Raw genomic sequence first — 20433 nt, 5'->3', positions numbered from 1 at the left:
ATATTTATAATGATGAAAAAGGTTTTTTTATTACTCGCTTTACTAGCCTTAGTTGTTAGTTGTTCTTTAGATGATGACGGAAGAAATGTTAGCTATGAATTTGTGCCTATTACAGATTATGAATTACCAGATTCTTTAGTGTTGGGGCAGAAATATCAATTCCCCATTAAATATGTTTCTCCTACAGATTGTAATGCATTTTACGGTTTTGAATACGATCGCAAAGACAGCACGCGTTTTGTATTTGTTGTAAATCAGGTATTTGAAAATGAAAATTGTACAACTACAACAGATACTGTAGAAGCCACACTTAACTTTGAGGTACTATATAATTACACTTATGTGTTTAAATTCTTTAAAGGCTTAGACGCTAACGACAAGCCTACTTATATAACTCAAGAAATACCTGTAAAGCAACCATAAGAATTTAACAAATCAAAAATGTGAGTTTAGAACAGCTCATTATCGACTGCAAACGTCAAAAATCAAAAGCACAGGAGGCATTGTACAGGCAGTTTGCCAGGACACTTTTTCCCGTTGCTTTAAAATATGCCCGCAATTACAGCGAGGCTGAAGATATCTTGCAAGAAAGTTTTATTATAATTTTTGAAAAAGTTTCGCAGTTTAAAAACAAAGGCTCTTTTGAAGGCTGGCTTAAGCGTATCGTCATTAACACAGCATTACAGCGCTACCGTAAACAAGCAGTTTTCGAAATAATAAACGAAGAAAACATCGAGGAAGCAGCCGTTGAAATTGATGATGATGAAGAAATCTCGCTTCAGTTTTTACTTCAGATAGTACAAGAACTACCCGACCGGTACCGGTTGGTTTTTAATTTATATGCATTAGACGGTTATTCTCATAAGGAAATCTCAAAAATGCTAGAAATTAAGGAAGGCACATCTAAATCAAATCTAGCTCGTGCCCGAATGATTTTAAAAGAGAAAGTTCAAGACTTTCAAGCTAATGCTCACATACAAGCTTCAACGCGGTGAAAGAAAAGAAAAACATAGATCGCTTATATCAGGAAAAGTTTAAAGACTTTACCATAGAACCTAGTGAACATATCTGGGCAGGTATTGCTGCGCGACAAAATCAAAAGAAAAAACGCATTCTACCGTTATGGTTTCAATTAAGTGGAGCTGCAGCAATTCTAGTGCTCTTGCTTTTAGCAGGTACATTTTGGTTTAATACGGAAAATGATTTAAAGACACCTCAACTTGTAAATCAAGAGCAGGAAAATACTTCAGATACTCTTAAAAAGGAAGATAAAACCATTTATAACACTACCCCTTCAGAAACTATAAATACTAATCAAGAGGCGATTACTTCTACAACTACTAAATCTTCTGAAGTTTTAAACACTGAAAATATTTCGGTTGAAAACAATACTAGAGAAACAATTAAAAATACCTCAACTCAACATCGATCTGCTGTAGTAACTAATGGTCAAAACTCTTTAAACAATGCTTCCGTAGGAAAAAATGGAATAGGGCAACCTATTGAAAAAACAACGGTTACGTCAAATATTCTTAACGAAGATTTAAAACCGAATGAACCATTACACAATACAACTGCGTTTGCCCTTAAAAAACCGGTTGTTGAAACAGCTGTTGTTCAAAATGATATAGAAAACACAACTCAAGATAAACAGACTCCTACAGAAATTGACCCCAATGCTTTAGAAAAACTGGCAAATAAATCTAAAGAGGAGGCTATTGCTACAACAGATGATCCTAATAAAGCAGAAACGATGCGATGGGGGATTACACCTATGGTTGCGCCTGTTTATTACGACAGTTTTAGTGGTTCTGGTATAGATCAACAGTTTGCTAATAATACAAAACGTGCCGATGTAAATCTCAGTTATGGGGTGCAGGTTAGTTATGCACTTTCAAAACGTATTACAGTACGTTCTGGGATTAACAAAGTAGAACTGGGCTATAGCACCGAGCAAATAGGATTCACGCCCAGTATTAGTGCCAGAAATCCTAACACGATGATTAGCAGTATAGACTTTAATGACAATTCGCAAATCATACAACTTGACAACAATAACAACTCGGGTTTACCCAATTTACCTAGTGGTAATCAAACCGAATTTGCCACCAGTATAAGCGCTAATAAAAATACATCTTTACGACAGGAATTGGGATACATAGAGATTCCTCTTGAGGCAGAATATACTCTGCTAGATAGTAAAATTGGTTTACAGGTGATTGGTGGATTAAGCTCAATGTTTTTAAATACAAACTCTATTTCACTTGAGGAAGAAGGCAATTTAGTATCTGAATTGGGTAAATCAAACAGTCTTAATAACACCAGTTTTAGTACTAACGTAGGGCTTGGTATTGACTATAAATTCACTGAACGAATTCAATTTAAACTAGAACCTATGTTTAAATATCAACTTAATGCATACACAAAAAGTGTAAGTGATTTTAAACCTTACTATTTAGGTTTATACACAGGTTTGAGCTTTAAGTTTTAAAATATTAAAGAAGAAAGGTTAGGTTATTTTTTTAGTTGGTTAGGTAATTATTGCACAGCAATAATTAGAAAAACCGCCCTTGGTTAGGGCGGTTTTTTTCGTTTATAAACTAAGGTCTTGAAGAAGTTCTTTATGTATTGCACGATAGGTTTGATCCCTCAATTCTCTTCGGTCTTTTGCTTCTTTTCCTTTTGTTTCTATAAAAGGTAGAATCTTAACACGCATTTTACCTGGTGTGCCTGTAAAGAAATCATACGAGAACCGTTTTTTATTATCGTAAAAAACCATAGGCACAATGGGAACCTGATGATCTATCGCTAGTCTAAAAGCGCCATCTTTAAAAGTATCTAATACTACAGAAAGATCGTCAGGCACGCCTCCTTCGGGAAAAATACAAATACTTAAACCTTGCTTTAATCTGCGCTGCGCACTTTCAAATACAGCCATTCTACTCTTTGCGTCTCCTCTATCTACTAAAATACAGGTTTGTTTATAGAAATATCCAAATAGCGGGAACCGTGCTAATTCTTTCTTACCTACAAATACAAATGGATTGCGTGCTACGTGCAGCATCAACATAATATCGGCCATTGAGGTATGATTTGCGACAAACATATAGCTCTTGCCGCGTTTAGTTTTTTCAAGACGTTTTATCTGTGGCCAAAAACCCATACCAAACAAAATAAACCGGGCCCAAAATTGCGCCATTCTAAAAAAGTAAGGATACCACGTGTCCTTTGCAACAGATATTACAAGAAAAGGAAACAAGACAATTATAGGAACTACTAAAAGTATATAAAACCATATACGCCAAAGCAGTGTAATAATCTTACGAAAAACGTGAATCATATGTGGTTAGGTAATTTGGCTGTGATAAACAATAATGAAGTTGTAATCATTCAAAAATAGGCATTTTAAAAGGAGTTAATTAGCCAAAAGGGGTAACTTTACGCAAAATTATAGTTAACAATGTCACGAATTTTAACCGGAGTTCAAAGTACAGGAACTCCTCATTTAGGAAATTTATTAGGTGCTATTATTCCTGCAATAAAAATGGCAAATATGCCGCAAAACGAGTCTTACTTGTTTATTGCAGACATGCATTCTCTTACTCAAATTAAAAACGGAGAAACATTAAGACATAATACCTATTCTACAGCAGCTACCTGGCTAGCCTGTGGTCTTGACATTAATAAAACTGTTTTCTATCGTCAAAGTGATATACCACAGACAACAGAATTAACGTGGTATTTGAGTTGTTTTTACCCCTATCAACGCCTCACACTTGCACACAGCTTTAAGGATAAAGCAGATCGTTTAGATGATGTAAATACCGGTTTATTTACGTACCCTATGCTCATGGCGGCAGATATTCTTCTTTATGATGCAGAGATAGTACCGGTGGGTAAAGATCAATCGCAGCACTTAGAAATGACACGTGATGTTGCTTCTCGTTTTCACGCACAAATGGGAGAAACATTTGTGATACCAGAACTTAAGCTGCATGAAGAAACCATGTACATACCCGGTACAGACGGTGCTAAAATGAGTAAAAGTAAAGGCAATACCATTATTTTGTTTCAGTCTGATAAAGCTTTGAAAAAACAAATTATGAGTATTGAAACAGATAGCACTCCTTTAGAAGAACCTAAAGACACAACTACCTGTAATATTTTTGCAATTTATAAACTGTTAGCTTCTGATGAAGATGTTGCTGCAATGCGTGCTAATTACGAAGGTGGGGGTTATGGTTATGGTCATGCAAAAAAGGCATTGTACGAACTTATACTTACTAAGTTTGAAAAAGAACGTGAACTCTACAACCATTATATGGCAAATCTTGATGAGCTTGATGAGGCTTTAAAAGTAGGTGCCGAGAAAGCTCAGGTTGTTGCGCAGTCAGTTTTAAAGCGTGTACGTACAAAACTAGGATACTAGGCAAGTTCAAACTGCTTACCCGGAAGTGGGCGTATAACCCCTTTTAATTCCATATTTAAGAGAATGCCAGCCACTTTAAAGGTTGGCATTTTGCAATTTAAAGCGATTAAGTCGAGCTGCTCTTTTCCTTGATTGGTTAAGTAATTAAATATTGCTTTCTCCTCAACATCAAGTTCTACAAAAAGTTGCTTTTGCACAGATTTGAAAGAATCTTTTACACTCCAATTCAACATATAAATTAAATCTGCAGCACTGGTAATTAACTGGGCTTGCTGAGATTTTATAAGATTATTACAGCCTAAACTTTGTGAATCATCTGGCCTCCCAGGAACAGCAAACACATCTCTGTTGTACGAGTTCGCGATATCTGCCGTAACCAGCGAGCCTCCTTTATCTGCACTTTCAATTACTACAGTTGCCTCACTAATTCCTGCAATAATACGATTGCGTCTTAAAAAGTTAGTTCGGTCAAAATTGTCTGAACTCCAGAAATCTGTTATAAATGCGCCTTGTGCTTCTAAAGATTTTGCATAATTATGATGAACTTTAGGATAAATCTGATTGAGGCCGTGTGCCAATACTGCAATTGTTTCTAAACCATTGTTTAGTGCTGCACGGTGTGCCGTGATATCTACACCGTAAGCAAAACCCGAAACAATTACAGGTTTTAAAGGTGCAAGATCTTCAATAAATCGTTTTATAAATTCTATCCCGTAGGTCGTTACTTTACGGGTGCCTACAATAGAAATCATTTTAGGATTTGCATAATTTGAGTTTCCGCGTTTAAAAAGTAAAATAGGACCGTCTATGCAATGCTTTAGTCGTTCAGGATAGTCAGCATCTAGAAAACATGAATATTCAATATTATTATTCTCAATAAACTTGAGTTCTTTTTCGGCTTCAATAGCGTGCTCTTTATTGTAAAAATCCTTGACTTTATGCTCCCCTATTCCGTCTATATCTAGAAGCGTTGCCTTTTTTTGAGCCAAAACATTTTGAGGTGTTTCAAACCGATTGATAAGTCTTTTTATAGAGGTGTCCCCAAGATTGGGAATACGTTGTAAGATTAGAAAAGCGTGTAGTTGGTCCTGAGTCATCCCTATAGTTAGCTGGTATTAAAGATATTATAAAATTGTTGACAATTCAATGCTTACTTTTTAAGGGCGGTCGCATTTTTTTTTATTTTTACGTTATGCATTACTCTACTTACATAAGCGATTTGCTTTACCGTTACGAGTGCGTTATTATTCCCGGATTTGGGGCATTTTTAGCGCATAAAATTTCTGCTCATCATGATGCCGACCAAAATGTATTTTTTCCTCCTAAAAAGAGAATTTCATTTAATGCGCAATTGAAAGAAAATGATGGTCTCTTAACAAATTACATCGCAACAGCCGAAAATAGTAGCTATGCAGAAGCTTTAGGTAAGCTTCAGGCATATGCATACACGCTTGAGACGCGCATACTTAATGGGGAAACTATTTTACTAGATAAAATAGGTACACTAACCCAGAATGAATCGTCACAAATCAAATTTGAACCGGTTTCTGCTACAAATTATTTAACAGAAGCTTTCGGTCTATCTTCTTTTGAGACTAAACCGGTAATGCGCGAGGTTTACAAACAGGAAGTAGAAGTATTAGAAGAGAAAGCACCTATACACCTTACAACTGATCGCCGCACTAACTCGTGGTTAAAGTATGCTGCTGTGGGAGTTCTTGCAATTGGACTTTCAGGAACATTTAGCTTTTTACATTTTAAAGACATTGCAGATTACAACTTTGCTCAAGAACAAAAAGCAAAGAAGCAAGTTGAAAATACCATACAACACGCAACATTTACAATTGAGAATCCGCTGCCTGCTGTTACCTTAAACGCTTTTAAACCTAAAGGAAGCTATCACATTGTAGCCGGTGCTTTTAGAGTACCTGAGAATGCAGAAAGCCGTGTGAAAGAATTGCGTGAAGCGGGATATAAAGCACGCACTTTAGGCGAAAACAAATATGGTTTACATCAAGTTGTTTACGGAAGTTATACAGAACGTACTGAAGCACTAAACGATTTACGCAAAATACGTACTAACGATAATTCTAACGCCTGGATGCTTATTCAGGAGATGGATTAACGTTAAAGAAAACATATAATATTGAAAGCCTCCTATTTGGAGGCTTTTTCGTTTCTCAATCGCTTTTATTCTTGCTACTTTTGCGCAAAAATTAATGTATGGATACTAAGACGCCTTCACAATCGCGCACAATGCAAACAGATCTTGTTTTACCTAACGAGACTAACCCACTTAATAATATGTTTGGTGGTGAACTGTTAGCGCGTATGGACCGTGTTGCCAGTATTACCGCAAGGCGACATTCTCGCCGAATTGTCGTTACTGCTTCAGTAAACCACGTAGCATTTAACAAGGCAATACCTCTGGGTAGCGTTGTAACCGTAGAAGCGGCGATTTCCCGAGCTTTTAAAACCTCTATGGAAGTTGTTATAGATGTGTGGGTAGAAGACCGTGAAAGTGGCTTAAAATCGAAAGCAAACGATGCGATATATACGTTTGTAGCTGTAGATGATACCGGTATGCCAGTACCTATACCACAAATTAAACCAGAAACCGAAGAAGAAGTCGCTCGCTACGACGCTGCTTTGCGCAGAAAACAGCTGAGTCTGGTTCTTGCAGGTAAGATGAAAGCTTCAGAAGCCACAGAACTTAAAGCCTTATTTCAACAATAAATCTGTTGTGATTTTAGCTTAGATAAACTTTACTTTATATAAAAACCCTGTTAAGTCAAGACTTAACAGGGTTTTTTGATTCTTATATCTCGAAGTTGAAATGAGATATATTTAAAATTTACATATTATAAACCCAATCTTCAGGATTTAAACGTTCTGAATCTTTATACACTAAAAACTTTAAAATGGTTTTGCCGTTAAATGAATTTTCAGCAATTTCTCCCAGTGCTTGTTTTGTAGAAATTTGATCGTTTACTTTAACTTTCAAGTTTTTTAAATTCTGATAAACCGTCAAATAGTTTCCGTGGCGAATTAAAACCGTATATCCCCCACCTCGTATTAGTTGTATTTGTTGAACTGTTCCTTTAAACGCTGCACGCGCAATACTACCGGGAGCAGTTTCTATCTCGACCCCACTGTTGTAGGTTGTAATATTAGGAAGTGTGGGGTGTTTTGAGGTGCCAAACTTTTTATAAATCCTACCGCGTTCTACAGGCCAGTCCATTCGGCCTTTATTAGATGCAAAATCGCTAGCTAATGCCTTTGCTGCCGGGGTTAACGAGAATGTAGGCATTTTACTCACATTTGTAGCCGCTTCTTTTGTTGGTTCTACTCCTGTTTCCTTTTTAGATGCGGCAATTGCCTCTCTGATTAAACGGTCTATCTCTCGGTCTATACGATCTGCTGCCTTTTGTTTGTCTTGTATTTGCGCTACATATGTAGATTCTTGTTTTCTAATTTTAGAAATCAATTCATCCTGCTGCGCACGCTCCCCTTCTAATTTCTCCTGTTCAATTTTATTTTGGGCAACCAGCTTTTGCTTTTCTTCTTTTTGTAAGGCTAGTTTCTTATTTGTCTCCTGAAGTAAAGCCGTACGTTCTTTTATCTGATCTCCCTGCTTTTTTCGGTAATTGCTGTATTGCTTCATATACTGCACCCGCTTGTAGGCTTGTAAAAAGCTTTTAGAAGAAAGTAAAAACATGATGCGGCTCTGGCTACTTTTACTCTTGTAAGACTTTTGCACCATACTGGCATAATCGTCTTTCAGTTTTTCTAGTTCTTCTCTTAGCGAGGAGAGTTTGTTTATATTTTGGTTAATTTTCTGCGTTAGTAAGTTTGCCTGACTATTTGTAACCTTAATAAGATTTTGACGTGTTTTTATTTTAGAATCAAGGTCTTCTACCTGACTCAATACGTTAATCTCTTTCTTCTTATTACTTTGACGCAGTTTGCTTAATTCTTCAATCTGACCCATTAACGCTCGTCGTTGTCGCTCAAGCTCTGCCTGCTTGTCGTTTTGAGACCACAATGCAGTGCTTCCTGCAAATAGAAGCGCTACTACTAAACCAAATTTATAAATCTGCTTCAATTGCATTAAAGTTTTATTTCTTTTAATCCCCCGGGAATACTAAACGGAAAACTCACCTCTGTATTAAAATCTACGCCTTTGTACTCGATATCAACGCGAGTCTCTTTACTCGCTTCCTGAGCGCTTATACTTATAGCTGAAGGAAAATAACCATTTTGCTCCTTTATGTAATCTGCATATTTAATCGTTAAATCTCTTTGCTCTTTATCTTGTGTTAGACGCTGCTCCTGCAGTGTAAACGCTCCTGCATTTAAATAGAAAAATAGGTTAAATAAGTTCTGTTGCTGACGCGGTGCAACTAGATAGCGTGTTCCTGTTGCTCCTGCACTAAAACCGCTATTACGTAAATCATAGATGGGCTCTCCCAGCAATAAGGCCTGTACTTGTTTATAGTTTAACTCGGTGCCTAGTAAATCACTGAGGAGTTTGAAATCGCCGTCAAAATAAGTCCCGTCAATTTTCTCATAAAACTGAACGCGGTCTTGAGTAATCATCGCTTTAGCAAGTGAAATCCCCAATACAGATGCACTCATCCAGATGGTTTCATCTTTTTGCATACGCAAACTTACCGTTACACTTTGTGTACGATCGGGGTCTGAATATTTTATTTTTAATCGTGCAGCAAGGGTTTCAAACTGCGGGTGTGTCTCGTAATGACTCGCTATTATTTTAGTAGAAGCTAAATCATCATTAGTAGCAGCTACTTTTTTTGTTGATTTACAAGCGGTAAGACTTACCATCAATAGTACTACAAAACTTTTAAAATATATATGCATCGTGTTAATTCAAATTATTAATTAGCTCGCGATACCTAGTCGCTTTGTTTGCATCTCCCAGCGTAACATAAGCGCGTACCAACTCACTGTAAAAATCTGCAAGCATTTTAGAATCTTCAACTACGTAGTCTAAACCCATTTCTAAATATTCTGCAGCATTCTTAGATTTACCCAAATTGTTTTGAGCAACTCCATAAACTAAATAAAACAAGGCTTGAGCAGGATACAAGCTTAAGGCTTCCTCACTAAGGTTTGTGGCATTTTCAAACTGTTTTGCTTCAAGCTGAAGCATAAGCAAATTGCGCAATACACCTAAATCTGAAGGATTCTTTTTATATGCATTCTCATAATAAGACAATGCCTTGTCGTTATCTTTATTCTTTAAATAATAAGCTCCTAATTCTTCATTTACATCCGTATTTTCTTCATTAGAAAATAGCGTGATTGCTTGCTCCAGTTCTGGCTCATACTCGGGATTACGATCTACAAAAATTAAAAAGTCATTTAAAACATTATGTTTTGCCTTCGCTTCAATCTTTGAACTTCGCATCACTTTCTCAAGGGAGGCAACCGCTTGTTTGATTGCGCCGCTCTCGAGGTAATATTTGTACAAAGCCATATGTACAATCTCAGACTTTGGGTTTACTTTTAATAAGCGTTGAGCCGTCTCATAGGCCTGTTGTGTCATGCCCTGCTCGCTGTAGACGTAAATAAGATTGAGATAATGCTGTTCATTTTTAGGACTAGCAGCTATTTGTTTTAAAAGTGCTTTTTCCTGAACATCTCCTCCACTTAAGGCTAGCGCTTGCTGTCGTATTTGATTGCGATAAGCATCTTTGCCTAGTTTCTCTTCAAGCTCATCTATGAGGCTTATAACTTCTTTAAATGAACCCCTACGCAAATAAATACGCGCTAAGTCTTCTTTATATCTAATATCAAATTTTACGAGTTGTTTTACAAGATCTATAGCTTTCTCAAAGTCCTGACGCGCATAATAGACATCATATAGACTTACCATTATATCGCGTTGGTTTGGCTTTAATTGCAGCGCCTTTAAATAATTATTTTCGGCCTCCTGCACATTGCCTAATAATGCTTCATTCTTTCCCTTCTCAAAGTAGAGAATGGCTTCCTGCGGTCGTAGTGAGATGCATTTATCTAAAGCGATTATAGCGCGCTCGTAGTTTTGAATGCCTTTTTGCTTTAAAGCTTCAAAAAAATACTCTTGAAAATCATCTGTAACATCTTCAAGATTGTCAACATTTACGTCTTTTAAGGTAGCAGGCTCCTGTGCTTCCGCCAACGGCGAAAACAAAGAAAACACGAGTAAACACGTAAATAATTTCATTGTATAAAAGCTATATCAATTCAGAATAGTCACCAATACTAATTTCGGTAAAATTACCATTGTATTTGGCGTAATTACCTATCATGGCGTTTTTTAATTGTGCATTTTTAATAGTGCTGAAATTCTGAATTAAACTTTGCTCAATGGTACTGTTTTCAATAACGGTTCCCTTACCTACGGAAACGTTAGGGCCTATTGTTGAATCTTTAATCACCACATCATCACCCAGATATACCGGCGGAATAATTGAAGCGTTCTCTAGTTTTGCAGAAGGAGAAACTAATTTTTGCTCTTCTTTATGCAAAAACTGAAGCATTCTTCCGTTAGTTTCTACCGTTACATTTTTATTACCACAGTCCATCCACTCGTCGATTTTTCCAGGTTTAAAGACATAGCCTTTAGCTTGCATTTGTTTAATACCATCGTTAATCTGGTATTCGCCACCGTGCATTAAATTAGCGTCGAGAACAGCTTGCAATTCTTGTTTAAGAACACTGCCCTCTTTGAAATAGTAAATACCTATAACGGCTAAATCTGAAACAAATTCTTCAGGTTTTTCTACAAGACCAGTAATTTCTTTATTTTCATTTAAAGAAACCACACCATAGGCCTGCGGGTTTTTAACCTGCTTTACCCAGATTACACTATCTGCTTCTTTATCTAACGTAAAATCTGCCCTAAAGAGTGTATCTGCATAAGCAATCACACAAGGGCCGCTCAAAGATTCCTGAGCGCACATAATCGCATGACCTGTTCCCAGCGGTTTATCCTGATAGTAAATAGTACCTTTTGCACCTAGACGTTCAGCAATTTGCTTTAAATTTTCTTCGGTTTCTGAACCAAAATCTTCTGCAATGACAAAAGCTATTTCTTCAATTTTCTCTTCAAGAACGCCGGCTATATCCTCTACCAGTCGTTGTACAATAGGTTTACCGGCTATGGGAATTAACGGTTTAGGTATTGTTAATGTATGTGGTCTTAGACGAGAACCCCGCCCTGCCATAGGAACTATAATTTTCATTTATTTGTTTCTGGTTTTTTGCTTTAAAGGAGTTTATATTCAAAAGCTCTTCTGGTAAAAAAGCTCTTTTGATAGAATTTCCTACTATGTGGAAAAAAATTATTTAGTACCGGTACTGCCAAAGCCTCCTGACCCGCGCGCTGTCTCGCTTAGAACATCGACTTCATTCCAGTTTGCACGCTCATGTCTTGCGATAACCAATTGTGCTATGCGCTCCCCGTTTTCTATGGTAAAATCTTCATTTGATAAATTAACAAGGATTACACCTATTTCGCCGCGGTAGTCTGCATCAATAGTTCCCGGGGCATTAAGAACGGTAATTCCGTATTTTGCAGCCAGACCGCTTCTAGGTCTTACCTGAGCTTCAATGCCTACAGGTAACTCAATAAACAATCCGGTTTTTATAATGGAGCGCTCTAAAGGTTTTAAGATTACGGGAGTCGTAAGTTCTGCCCGTAAGTCCATTCCTGCAGAAGCTTCAGTCTCGTAATGCGGGAGTGCGTGACTCGATTTATTTATAATATTGATTTGCATATTTTAGTTTTTTGAAGTTGTGTTTCGGTTTAAAATTCCTTCTAACTCCTTTTTTTCAAGCATAAAGACCAGTAAAATAAAAGCTAGTAAAAAACCAAAATTCACAATATGAAATTCTCTTAAGTAATAAAATGAAACCATAGCCATTGTGGTAGCCACGGTGAGATACATAGCAATACGTGGAATATTGTAAGGTATCCTGTAATATTTTTGTCCGTAAAAATACGAAATCATCATCATCACGCCATAAGCAATCACTGTAGCATATGCTGAAGCCATAAAGCCAATCTCAGGTATTAGTAACAGGTTTAATCCTATCGTTAGCACTGCTCCTATAATTGAAAAATACATGCCGTATAAGGTTTTATCGGTAAGCTTATACCAGACTGCTAGGTTGTGGTAAATACCCAGAAAAAGATTTGCCAAAAGAATGTATGGTACAATTTCCAAGGCCTTAAAATATTCCGCATCACGAATTAGAATATCCTTAAAGAAATCGATAAAACAAACGATAATCATTAAGCCCAAGGCTCCTGCTATCGTAAAGTATTTAAGGATTGTTGCATATGTTGCAGGCGCATTTTTTGACTGGGCGTGATTAAAGAAAAAGGGTTCTGCTCCTAACTTAAAGGCCTGTATAAAAATCGTCATAAAAACGGCAAGCTTATAACACCCGGAATATGCACCCATAACTTCTTTATCGAGCATATTTCCTAAGAGCAGCTTGTCTAGATTCTCATTAATTACAAATGCCAAACCAGCAACTAAAACCGGCCAACCATATTGCCATAGTTGTTTAAAGAGTTGCCTATCAAAAATAAGTTTAATGCGGAAAAAGTCTGGAGCGATGAGTAAGAAGGTTACTGCACTTGCAGCAAGATTTGCGATAAAAATATATACGAGTATATTATCAGCGTTGTACCACGAAAACTTAAGATTAAAATACGGGATTGCCCAAAGGAAAAAGAGATTGAGCACGACATAAATAGCTAGATTCGCCAATTTGATACCTGCAAATCGAAGCGCTTTACCCTTAGCTCTCAAATACGCAAATGGCGCAACAACTAATGTGTCTAATATAGCTAGGCCTATTAAATACCCAAAGTATTCGCTGCGAAGCTCTAAAGCCTCTATAATAGGGTTTTTAAGTAGGAATAGAAGTCCGAACGCAAGAACTGCTGTTGTAGTTAGCGCAATTAAAACCGTACTATAAACCCTCTCTTTATTTTCTGATTTAGAAAAAAATCGGAAAAAGGCAGTTTCCATACCATAGGTAAGAAGAACATTTAGAAAAGCCGCACCAATATAAAACAAAGTGTTTTCTGCGTAGTTAGCAGGATCTAATACATCTGTATGCAAAGGAACCAATACAATGTTCATTATACGAGGTAAAATAGTCGCAAGACCATATACCGCAGTATCCTTTACAAATCGCTTTAGTACGCTCAAAAAAGTTATTTTTTAAAATTCAAAAGTAAGTTATACAGATCAATTTAAGAATGAGAGCCAGATCCCGTTTTCCCGCTTGACTTGAGCTTTTATTTAGTGTTAAAATTAAGTACCTTATACTTAACATTTGAATCTATTAAATAACTCAATAAAGCTTGAGATTCTTCAATCTTTACCGGCATTTTTACTGGTAAAGAAGGCAGTGAATTCTTAGACTCTTTAGACATATCTAGAGATAAAACGCGATCTTCAGAATTCAATTTTAAAGCAGCAAATTGGGCTGAGTAGATGCCTGCTGAAGAATTAGTGACTTGAGCTTTTTGATTTTGAAAATACAGATGGTTTAAAGTGATTTTAGGGTTTAGCGCCTCAACTTTAAAAGTTACTTCAAACCCTTTATCATTAAAGTCAACTCGTTTTAAATCCTCAACTACAAATTCTTCATTTGCTGACTTTTTACTACTACCACAAGAACATGTTGCTATTGCTATTAGTATTAATATTCCAAATTTTATATGCATAGTAATTTTGTATTAAATGGATTACACAATAATTGAAACCTCAATATTTTTAAAAAATTGTACAAATAAAAAAAGCCTTGCAAATGCAAGGCTTTAATATATGAATTTAATCTACTATTAATTGTTTAATGCTTCTGCACCACCTACAATTTCTAAGATTTCATTTGTAATTGCTGCCTGACGTGCTTTGTTGTACGTCAATTTAAGCTGATCTCTTAATTCTGTTGCATTATCAGTAGCTTTATGCATTGCTGTCATACGCGCACCGTGTTCACTCGCCACAGAGTCTCTAACTGCTTTAAAAAACTGTGTTTTTAAAGCTTTAGGTATTAATTGCTTTACAATTTCTTCTTTTGAAGGCTCGAAGATATAATCTACGCTTGGAGCCTCAATGTTTTCAAATTGTTCTTTTAAAGGTACAATAGGCAAAAATTGTTCTCGTGTAACGATTTGTGTAGCTGCATTTCTAAATGAGTTATATACTAACTCAACTTTATCATATTGCCCGTTTACAAACAAATCCATCACCTGCTCAGCGATAACTTCTACGTTCTCAAATGTTAAATCGTCGTAAACCGCATTATCATTAGAAACGATTTTTGCAGATTTTTTTAAAATATCATTTGCTTTTTTACCTACAGTTAAGAAATGTACTTCTTTACCTGGGTAAACAGCTTGCTGAATATTCTTTGATTCTTTAACAATGTTTGAGTTAAAAGCACCGGCAAGACCTCTATTAGACGAGATTGCTACCACAAGTACTTTCTTAACTTCACGCTCTTCGGCAAAACGGCTACCGCTATTGCCTTCCATAGAAGCGCTAAGACTCTGTAAAAGTTCGGTTAATTTATCAGAATACGGGCGCATAGCTGTAATAGCATCTTGAGCCCTTTTCAACTTAGCAGCAGACACCATTTTCATAGCGCTGGTAATCTGCATCGTTGAGGATACTGATGAAATCCGGTTACGTATTTCCTTTAAATTTGCCATTCTTTAATTGGTTTTTTCGCTTTGCGAAAAAATTACTTAGTATATCTAGATGAAAGATCTTTTGCTACAGTGGTTAACGTATCGATAACTTCGTCTGTGAGCTTACCTGCTTTTAAAGTATCAAGCACATCTCTGTGTTTAGCATTTAAAAACTCCAGGTAGTCTCTTTCAAATTCTTTAACCTTATTAATAGGCACATTACGTAGCAGGTTTTTAGAACCTGCGTATATAATTGCGATCTGATCTTCTACAGTAAATGGTGTGTTCTCACCTTGCTTAAGAATTTCTACGTTACGCTTACCTTTTTCAATAACGCTTAATGTAGCAGAATCTAAATCTGAACCAAACTTAGCAAACGCTTCTAGTTCACGGAAAGCTGCCTGGTCAAGTTTTAAAGTACCTGCAACCTTCTTCATTGATTTAATCTGAGCGTTACCACCTACACGAGATACCGAAATACCTACGTTAATTGCAGGACGTACACCAGAGTTAAATAAATCACCATCTAAGAAAATCTGACCATCTGTAATCGAGATCACGTTTGTTGGGATATACGCAGAAACGTCACCAGCCTGAGTTTCTATAATAGGAAGTGCAGTTAATGAACCACCACCTTTAACGACAGGCTTCAAAGTATCAGGAAGATCGTTCATATTCTTAGCGATATCATCATCTGCAATAATTTTTGCAGCACGCTCTAACAAACGAGAGTGTAAGAAGAAAACATCTCCAGGATATGCCTCACGTCCCGGTGGGCGACGTAATAAAAGAGATACCTCACGATAGGCTACCGCTTGCTTAGATAAATCATCATAAATGATTAAAGCCGGGCGACCAGTATCTCTAAAATACTCACCGATAGATGCACCTGCAAATGGAGCATATACCTGCATAGTTGCAGGATCAGATGCATTTGCAGCAACAATAGTAGTGTAAGCCAAAGCACCTTTTTCTTCAAGTACATTAGCAATGTTTGCTACGGTAGAAGCCTTTTGGCCTATCGCAACATATATACAATATACAGGCTCACCTGCATCGTAAAATTCTTTTTGATTTAAAATAGTATCAATACAAACAGTAGTTTTACCTGTCTGACGGTCACCAATTACAAGTTCACGTTGACCACGACCTACAGGGATCATTGCATCAATAGATTTAATACCTGTCTGTAATGGCTCTGTTACCGGCTGACGATAGATAACACCTGGCGCTTTACGCTCAAGTGGCATCTCATAAGTTTCACCTTGTATCGCACCTTTACCATCTATAGGCTGACCTAGAGTGTTAACAACACGACCTACTATACCCTCTCCTACATTTATAGAAGCGATACGTTGTGTACGTTTTACGATAGCACCTTCTCTAACCTCTTTAGAAGGACCTAAGAGTACAACCCCTACATTATCTTCTTCTAAGTTTAATACAATACCCTCAAGACCTCCGTCAAATTCTACGAGTTCTCCGTATTGTGCGTTAGAAAGACCGTAAACACGGGCAATACCATCACCTACGGTAAGTACTGTTCCTACTTCATCTAAAGAAGCTGATGCTTCAAAGCCGGAAAGTTGTTTCTTTAAAATTGTTGAAACTTCAGCTGGTTTTACTTCTGCCATTTTGTTTGATATCTAATAAGCCTCAATTTAACTCAAGACTTAGTTGTAATTATAAACGTTTACTAAACTCTTTTTGTATTTTATCTAATTGATTTGCAACCGTTGCATCGTATTGCACATCACCTACTCTCAATATAAATCCTCCTATTAAGTTAGAATCTATATGATGTTCTAAGGTTACTTCTTTACCGTCTGTAATCTCTTTAACCTTTGCAAGAACTTTTGCTTCTAATGAATCGTCAAGTTCTACCGCAGTTGTTAAATGAGCTACTACAATACCCTTAGATTTATTATAAATGTCAACATAGCTTGAAGCCACATCTCCTAAAATTGCAGTTCTTTTTTTATCAACAAGCAATTCTATAAGACTTATTGTACTCAAGTCATATCCATTAAAAATTGCAAGTAACGAAGCGCGCTTATCATCTGATTTTATAACCGGACTTTTAAGTACATTTCTTAATTCTTTACTTGCGTTGAGGGTCGCCTCAATAGATTTCATATTACCAAAAACAACTTCAGCAGTACCCTTTTCACGGGCCTGTTCTAAAATTGCTTTTGCATAACGTATTGCTGCTCTTGAAGACATGAACTACTTTTTTTATTAATTAAGGGTAGCGTCTTGCAGCATCTTATCTACATACTGCATTTGTTTACTTTTGTCTGAAAGCTCTTCTTTCACCACTTTTTCTGCGATTTGTAAAGAAAGTTCTGCAACCTGACTTTTTAATTCGGCAACAGCAGCGCGCTTTTCTGCAGCGATAGCTTCCTGAGCCTGAAGAATAATCTTGTCTGCCTGAGACTTAGCATCGCCTTCTGCTTCAGCAATCATTTTTGCTCTAATCTCACGTGCTTCTTTAAGCATTATATCACGCTCTTCACGAGCTTGTTGTAACGCTTTCTCATTATCAGCCTGAAGATTTTGCATTTCGATACGTGCTTTTTCAGCAGCTTCTAATGCTCCTTGAATACCCTGCTCGCGCTCATCTAATGAGTTCAAGATAGGTTTCCAAGCAAATTTCTTCATCAACAAGATGAGAATAAGCAATATAACGGCTTGCATTACGAACAAGCCCGGAGAAAAATCATTTAATAATTGATCCATCTTTAATTTTTTAAATAAAACAACTCCTGTAACCAACCGTTACAGGAATTGTTTAGTTGTTTAAACTGTGATTATTGACCTAAGATCAAAGCACCGAAAGCAAGACCTTCTAAAAGTGCGCCGATGATAATCATCGCAGTTTGGATCTTCCCAGCTGCTTCAGGTTGACGAGCAATACCTTCCATCGCTTTACCACCGATTTGACCTAGTCCGATACCACCTCCGATAACGATTAATCCAGCTCCAATTAAATTGTACATAACAATTGATTTAAAAATTAAACAAAACTTTCTCTAACATCCTCTACATCATCAATCTCGTGACCTTCTGCATCATGCTCATGGTGATGGTCGTGTTCTGCAACCGCCATACCGATAAACAAAGCAGACAACATCGTAAAGATAAATGCCTGTAGGAATGCTACTAATAATTCAATAACAGATATAAATAGCGTAAGTACTATCGATAAACCTGTAGATCCTATTGCTCCAAATTGAGCTTTTAATGTAATTGTCAATGCTATTAAACCCATAACTACTACGTGACCTGCAGTGATGTTTGCAAATAAACGTATAAGAAGTGAAAATGGCTTTGTAAGTATGCCTAAGATTTCAATCGGGATAAGCATAATTTTCATAATTACCGGTACATCTGGCATCCAGAAAATATGTTTCCAATAATCTTTATTACCACTAAACTGAACGATAACAAAGGTGAATAATGCTAAACAAACGGTAACCGCAATCTGACCGGTAATATTGAATCCAAATGGAGTCATTCCTAATAAATTAGAAACCCAGATGAAGAAAAACACAGTCAATAGGAAGCCCATATATTTACGGTACTTGTTTTCACCAATGTTAGGACGAGCGATCTCATCACGAACGTAAATAACAAGCGGCTCTAAGACACGGCCAAAACCGGTTGGTATACTTTTTTTCTTGTATTGATTTCCCAAAGAGGCAAACCAGAATATAAGAAGCAATCCTACGACTAGAATACCCAAAACACTTTTGGTAATCGATAAATCAAAAGGCTTATGTGCGTTTACCGGATGATGATCTTCTCCCATCACGATTTCCTCAGCACCTTCTTCTAACTCATAAATCTTATCGTGAAGATTTACAAAACGGCTTCCACCGGCTTCTACAACTACTTCACCATCAATATCGTGGTGAAATGCAGAAGACATAAATGCAACCGGGCCATTGCTTGCCCAAAGTATAATTGGCAAAGGTAGACCTACGTGCTCACGCGCACCATTATCCCCGGTATACGAGAACAAATGAAAGTCATGAGAGTCTTTCAAGTGATGATTGGTGTAATCTGTAATCTCTTGTTGCGTGTTTACAGGACCTTCGTCGTTAGCTTCCGCGACACTATGCTCTTGTGCATTTGCCAGCGATCCCAACAACAGAAAACTGATAACAGCTAGAAAATGAATGGGTAAAGAAGTTATCTTCATTATATTTTTTTAAAAAATCAGGCTTGCTAAAATTTGCTGCAAAACTAAACATTTTATTCAGAATTCCATCTTTTTTTACGCAAATATAGATTCAAGAATTTTTATTTAAGATTTTAACAATTACCAACACTTCGTAAACCAGAAAGATAAATATAGGAATTAACATACTCAGGCGCTCTAACCGCGAGAAAAGAACATCTGAAAAAAGGAAGTCTTTGAAAACCAGTACTAGTAAAAAAAGTTTCCCAAAGATGGAAAACAAAAACATAAATCCCAGCTTGTCGTGCAATGCAGGAACCAGGTCTGGTAAGCTGATAAACGTCAAACAAATAATCAAACTTGAAATCGCAGCAAAGAGGTAAAAATTAAGCAAACTATATGGCAATTCAACTCCTAAAAAATCAAGAATAGCCAGATGTAAAAAATAAGATACTACACCTAAAACCACAATTAAGGTTGCAGATGAGATTAAACGCTTCGTAAGATTCATGAATTAAGGCTTTTTACTGCTTTAATGATTACATACATTGATAAAAACACGGCTAGTAGAGATACGACTGGTTCTAAAAATGTAGTTTCAAATTTAGTGTCTAACCATTCCCCTAAAAGGTTTCCCAGATAAATGGTTAATCCCATTTGTATAGCTATTGTAGAGAATTTTGCCCAGGTACTAAGCTGATTTTCCGGCTTCTTTTCTGACATCGCTAGTTAAGTTTTTTACTCCATTACCCATCACACAACTTGCATTAAAACCGGCACCCGGTTCTACTGCCAATCTTCCGGTTGCAACTTCCCCATTAATCACCGCACTGGCTCTTAAGTTTAAAAGTTCGTCTACCTTTAATATCCCCTCTACAGTACCTTCTACATCTGCTTCTTTACAAATAAGCGTTCCTTTTAAAAGACCATTTTTTCCTATAACTACTTTGCCGGTACTCTCCATCTTTCCTTCAAGAGTGCCATCTAACCTGAAGTCTCCCTGAGATTTTACATCTCCTATGATAGACGTACCATCACTTATTCTATTTTGTTTGCTTCCCTGGTCTAAATTGTTAGCTACTTTGTCTTTTCTCATAA

The 20433-nt window shown here is 36.8% G+C and carries 24 protein-coding genes; 6 read left to right on the top strand and 18 right to left on the bottom strand.

Translation table 11 applies throughout. The features are described 5' to 3' along the window. Positions 1–9: 9 nt before the first annotated feature. From ACIGAM_RS03345 to ACIGAM_RS03335, 3 genes are read left to right on the top strand one after another with little or no spacing between them, the layout of a single operon-like run. Positions 10–423: a hypothetical protein gene (locus ACIGAM_RS03345; RefSeq protein WP_396510035.1), complete on the top strand. Its 414-nt coding sequence runs from the start codon at positions 10–12 to the stop codon at positions 421–423. A 20-nt stretch (positions 424–443) separates the two neighbouring features. Further along, a complete protein-coding gene (locus tag ACIGAM_RS03340) occupies positions 444–995 on the top strand; it encodes an RNA polymerase sigma factor (RefSeq protein ID WP_396510034.1) in 552 nt (183 codons plus the stop codon). Then, positions 992–2491 carry a hypothetical protein gene (locus ACIGAM_RS03335; RefSeq protein ID WP_396510033.1) on the top strand — a complete coding sequence of 500 codons (1500 nt, stop codon included), beginning with the start codon at positions 992–994 and terminating at the stop codon, positions 2489–2491. Before ACIGAM_RS03340 ends, ACIGAM_RS03335 begins: the two co-directional genes overlap by 4 nt. 102 nt (positions 2492–2593) lie before the next feature. Here ACIGAM_RS03335 and ACIGAM_RS03330 read toward each other — a convergent pair whose 3' ends face one another. Beyond that, complete coding sequence (locus tag ACIGAM_RS03330) at positions 2594–3340, bottom strand: lysophospholipid acyltransferase family protein (protein ID WP_396510032.1); 747 nt, start codon at positions 3338–3340, stop codon at positions 2594–2596. Positions 3341–3460: 120 nt separating this feature from the next. Between ACIGAM_RS03330 and trpS the strand changes: the two genes are divergently transcribed. Next, a complete protein-coding gene (gene trpS / locus ACIGAM_RS03325) occupies positions 3461–4429 on the top strand; it encodes a tryptophan--tRNA ligase (RefSeq protein ID WP_396510031.1) in 969 nt (322 codons plus the stop codon). Here trpS and dprA read toward each other — a convergent pair. Then, on the bottom strand, positions 4426–5526 hold the full coding sequence (gene dprA / locus ACIGAM_RS03320; protein ID WP_396510030.1) for a DNA-processing protein DprA: 1101 nt from the start codon (positions 5524–5526) through the stop codon (positions 4426–4428). The genes trpS and dprA overlap by 4 nt on opposite strands. 95 nt (positions 5527–5621) lie before the next feature. Here dprA and ACIGAM_RS03315 point away from each other — a divergent pair, with 95 nt between their 5' ends. Both ACIGAM_RS03315 and ACIGAM_RS03310 read left to right on the top strand, forming a co-directional pair. Beyond that, complete coding sequence (locus ACIGAM_RS03315) at positions 5622–6554, top strand: SPOR domain-containing protein (protein ID WP_396510029.1); 933 nt, start codon at positions 5622–5624, stop codon at positions 6552–6554. Between the two features lie 98 nt (positions 6555–6652). Further along, positions 6653–7165, top strand: coding sequence for an acyl-CoA thioesterase (locus tag ACIGAM_RS03310; RefSeq protein WP_028377141.1), 513 nt, complete (start codon positions 6653–6655; stop codon positions 7163–7165). Positions 7166–7283: 118 nt separating this feature from the next. Here ACIGAM_RS03310 and ACIGAM_RS03305 read toward each other — a convergent pair whose 3' ends face one another. From ACIGAM_RS03305 to ACIGAM_RS03230, 16 genes are all read right to left on the bottom strand, one after another. After that, positions 7284–8540 (bottom strand): murein hydrolase activator EnvC family protein, encoded by a 1257-nt coding sequence (locus ACIGAM_RS03305; RefSeq protein ID WP_396510028.1) that lies wholly within the window; start codon positions 8538–8540, stop codon positions 7284–7286. Further along, positions 8540–9310, bottom strand: a complete 771-nt coding sequence (locus ACIGAM_RS03300) for a DUF4292 domain-containing protein (RefSeq protein ID WP_396510027.1) — start codon at positions 9308–9310, stop codon at positions 8540–8542. Before ACIGAM_RS03300 ends, ACIGAM_RS03305 begins: the two co-directional genes overlap by 1 nt. Before the next feature lie 4 nt (positions 9311–9314). Then, positions 9315–10658 (bottom strand): tetratricopeptide repeat protein, encoded by a 1344-nt coding sequence (locus tag ACIGAM_RS03295; RefSeq protein ID WP_396510026.1) that lies wholly within the window; start codon positions 10656–10658, stop codon positions 9315–9317. Between the two features lie 10 nt (positions 10659–10668). Next, a complete protein-coding gene (locus ACIGAM_RS03290; RefSeq protein ID WP_396510025.1) occupies positions 10669–11679 on the bottom strand; it encodes a sugar phosphate nucleotidyltransferase in 1011 nt (336 codons plus the stop codon). A gap of 99 nt (positions 11680–11778) precedes the next feature. Then, the gene (dut, locus tag ACIGAM_RS03285) at positions 11779–12213 is read right to left on the bottom strand and encodes a dUTP diphosphatase (protein WP_396510024.1); all 435 of its coding nucleotides are present in this window, start codon (positions 12211–12213) and stop codon (positions 11779–11781) included. 3 nt (positions 12214–12216) lie between these two features. Continuing rightward, a complete protein-coding gene (locus tag ACIGAM_RS03280) occupies positions 12217–13662 on the bottom strand; it encodes an oligosaccharide flippase family protein (protein ID WP_396510023.1) in 1446 nt (481 codons plus the stop codon). An 89-nt stretch (positions 13663–13751) separates the two neighbouring features. Beyond that, positions 13752–14183: a hypothetical protein gene (locus ACIGAM_RS03275; protein WP_396510022.1), complete on the bottom strand. Its 432-nt coding sequence runs from the start codon at positions 14181–14183 to the stop codon at positions 13752–13754. A 117-nt stretch (positions 14184–14300) separates the two neighbouring features. Next, positions 14301–15173, bottom strand: coding sequence for an ATP synthase F1 subunit gamma (gene atpG, locus ACIGAM_RS03270; protein WP_396510021.1), 873 nt, complete (start codon positions 15171–15173; stop codon positions 14301–14303). A 32-nt stretch (positions 15174–15205) separates the two neighbouring features. Beyond that, positions 15206–16786, bottom strand: coding sequence for a F0F1 ATP synthase subunit alpha (gene atpA / locus ACIGAM_RS03265; RefSeq protein ID WP_396510020.1), 1581 nt, complete (start codon positions 16784–16786; stop codon positions 15206–15208). Between the two features lie 49 nt (positions 16787–16835). After that, positions 16836–17375, bottom strand: a complete 540-nt coding sequence (gene atpH / locus ACIGAM_RS03260) for an ATP synthase F1 subunit delta (RefSeq protein ID WP_396510019.1) — start codon at positions 17373–17375, stop codon at positions 16836–16838. Positions 17376–17390: 15 nt separating this feature from the next. Next, positions 17391–17891: a F0F1 ATP synthase subunit B gene (locus tag ACIGAM_RS03255; RefSeq protein ID WP_396510018.1), complete on the bottom strand. Its 501-nt coding sequence runs from the start codon at positions 17889–17891 to the stop codon at positions 17391–17393. A gap of 71 nt (positions 17892–17962) precedes the next feature. After that, entirely contained in the window at positions 17963–18151 is a 189-nt protein-coding gene (atpE, locus tag ACIGAM_RS03250; RefSeq protein WP_155171773.1) for an ATP synthase F0 subunit C, read from the bottom strand. A gap of 17 nt (positions 18152–18168) precedes the next feature. Beyond that, positions 18169–19356 (bottom strand): F0F1 ATP synthase subunit A, encoded by a 1188-nt coding sequence (gene atpB, locus ACIGAM_RS03245; RefSeq protein WP_396510017.1) that lies wholly within the window; start codon positions 19354–19356, stop codon positions 18169–18171. Between the two features lie 91 nt (positions 19357–19447). Further along, positions 19448–19846 carry a DUF6168 family protein gene (locus ACIGAM_RS03240; protein WP_396510016.1) on the bottom strand — a complete coding sequence of 133 codons (399 nt, stop codon included), beginning with the start codon at positions 19844–19846 and terminating at the stop codon, positions 19448–19450. Next, the gene (locus tag ACIGAM_RS03235) at positions 19843–20058 is read right to left on the bottom strand and encodes an AtpZ/AtpI family protein (protein WP_396510015.1); all 216 of its coding nucleotides are present in this window, start codon (positions 20056–20058) and stop codon (positions 19843–19845) included. Before ACIGAM_RS03235 ends, ACIGAM_RS03240 begins: the two co-directional genes overlap by 4 nt. After that, on the bottom strand, positions 20027–20431 hold the full coding sequence (locus tag ACIGAM_RS03230; protein ID WP_028377125.1) for a polymer-forming cytoskeletal protein: 405 nt from the start codon (positions 20429–20431) through the stop codon (positions 20027–20029). Before ACIGAM_RS03230 ends, ACIGAM_RS03235 begins: the two co-directional genes overlap by 32 nt. Positions 20432–20433 lie beyond the last annotated feature (2 nt).

The organism is Leeuwenhoekiella sp. NPDC079379 (assembly GCF_044542075.1).
In the GTDB taxonomy this organism is placed as follows: domain Bacteria; phylum Bacteroidota; class Bacteroidia; order Flavobacteriales; family Flavobacteriaceae; genus Leeuwenhoekiella.
This window is presented reverse-complemented; position numbering and strand designations above follow the sequence as displayed.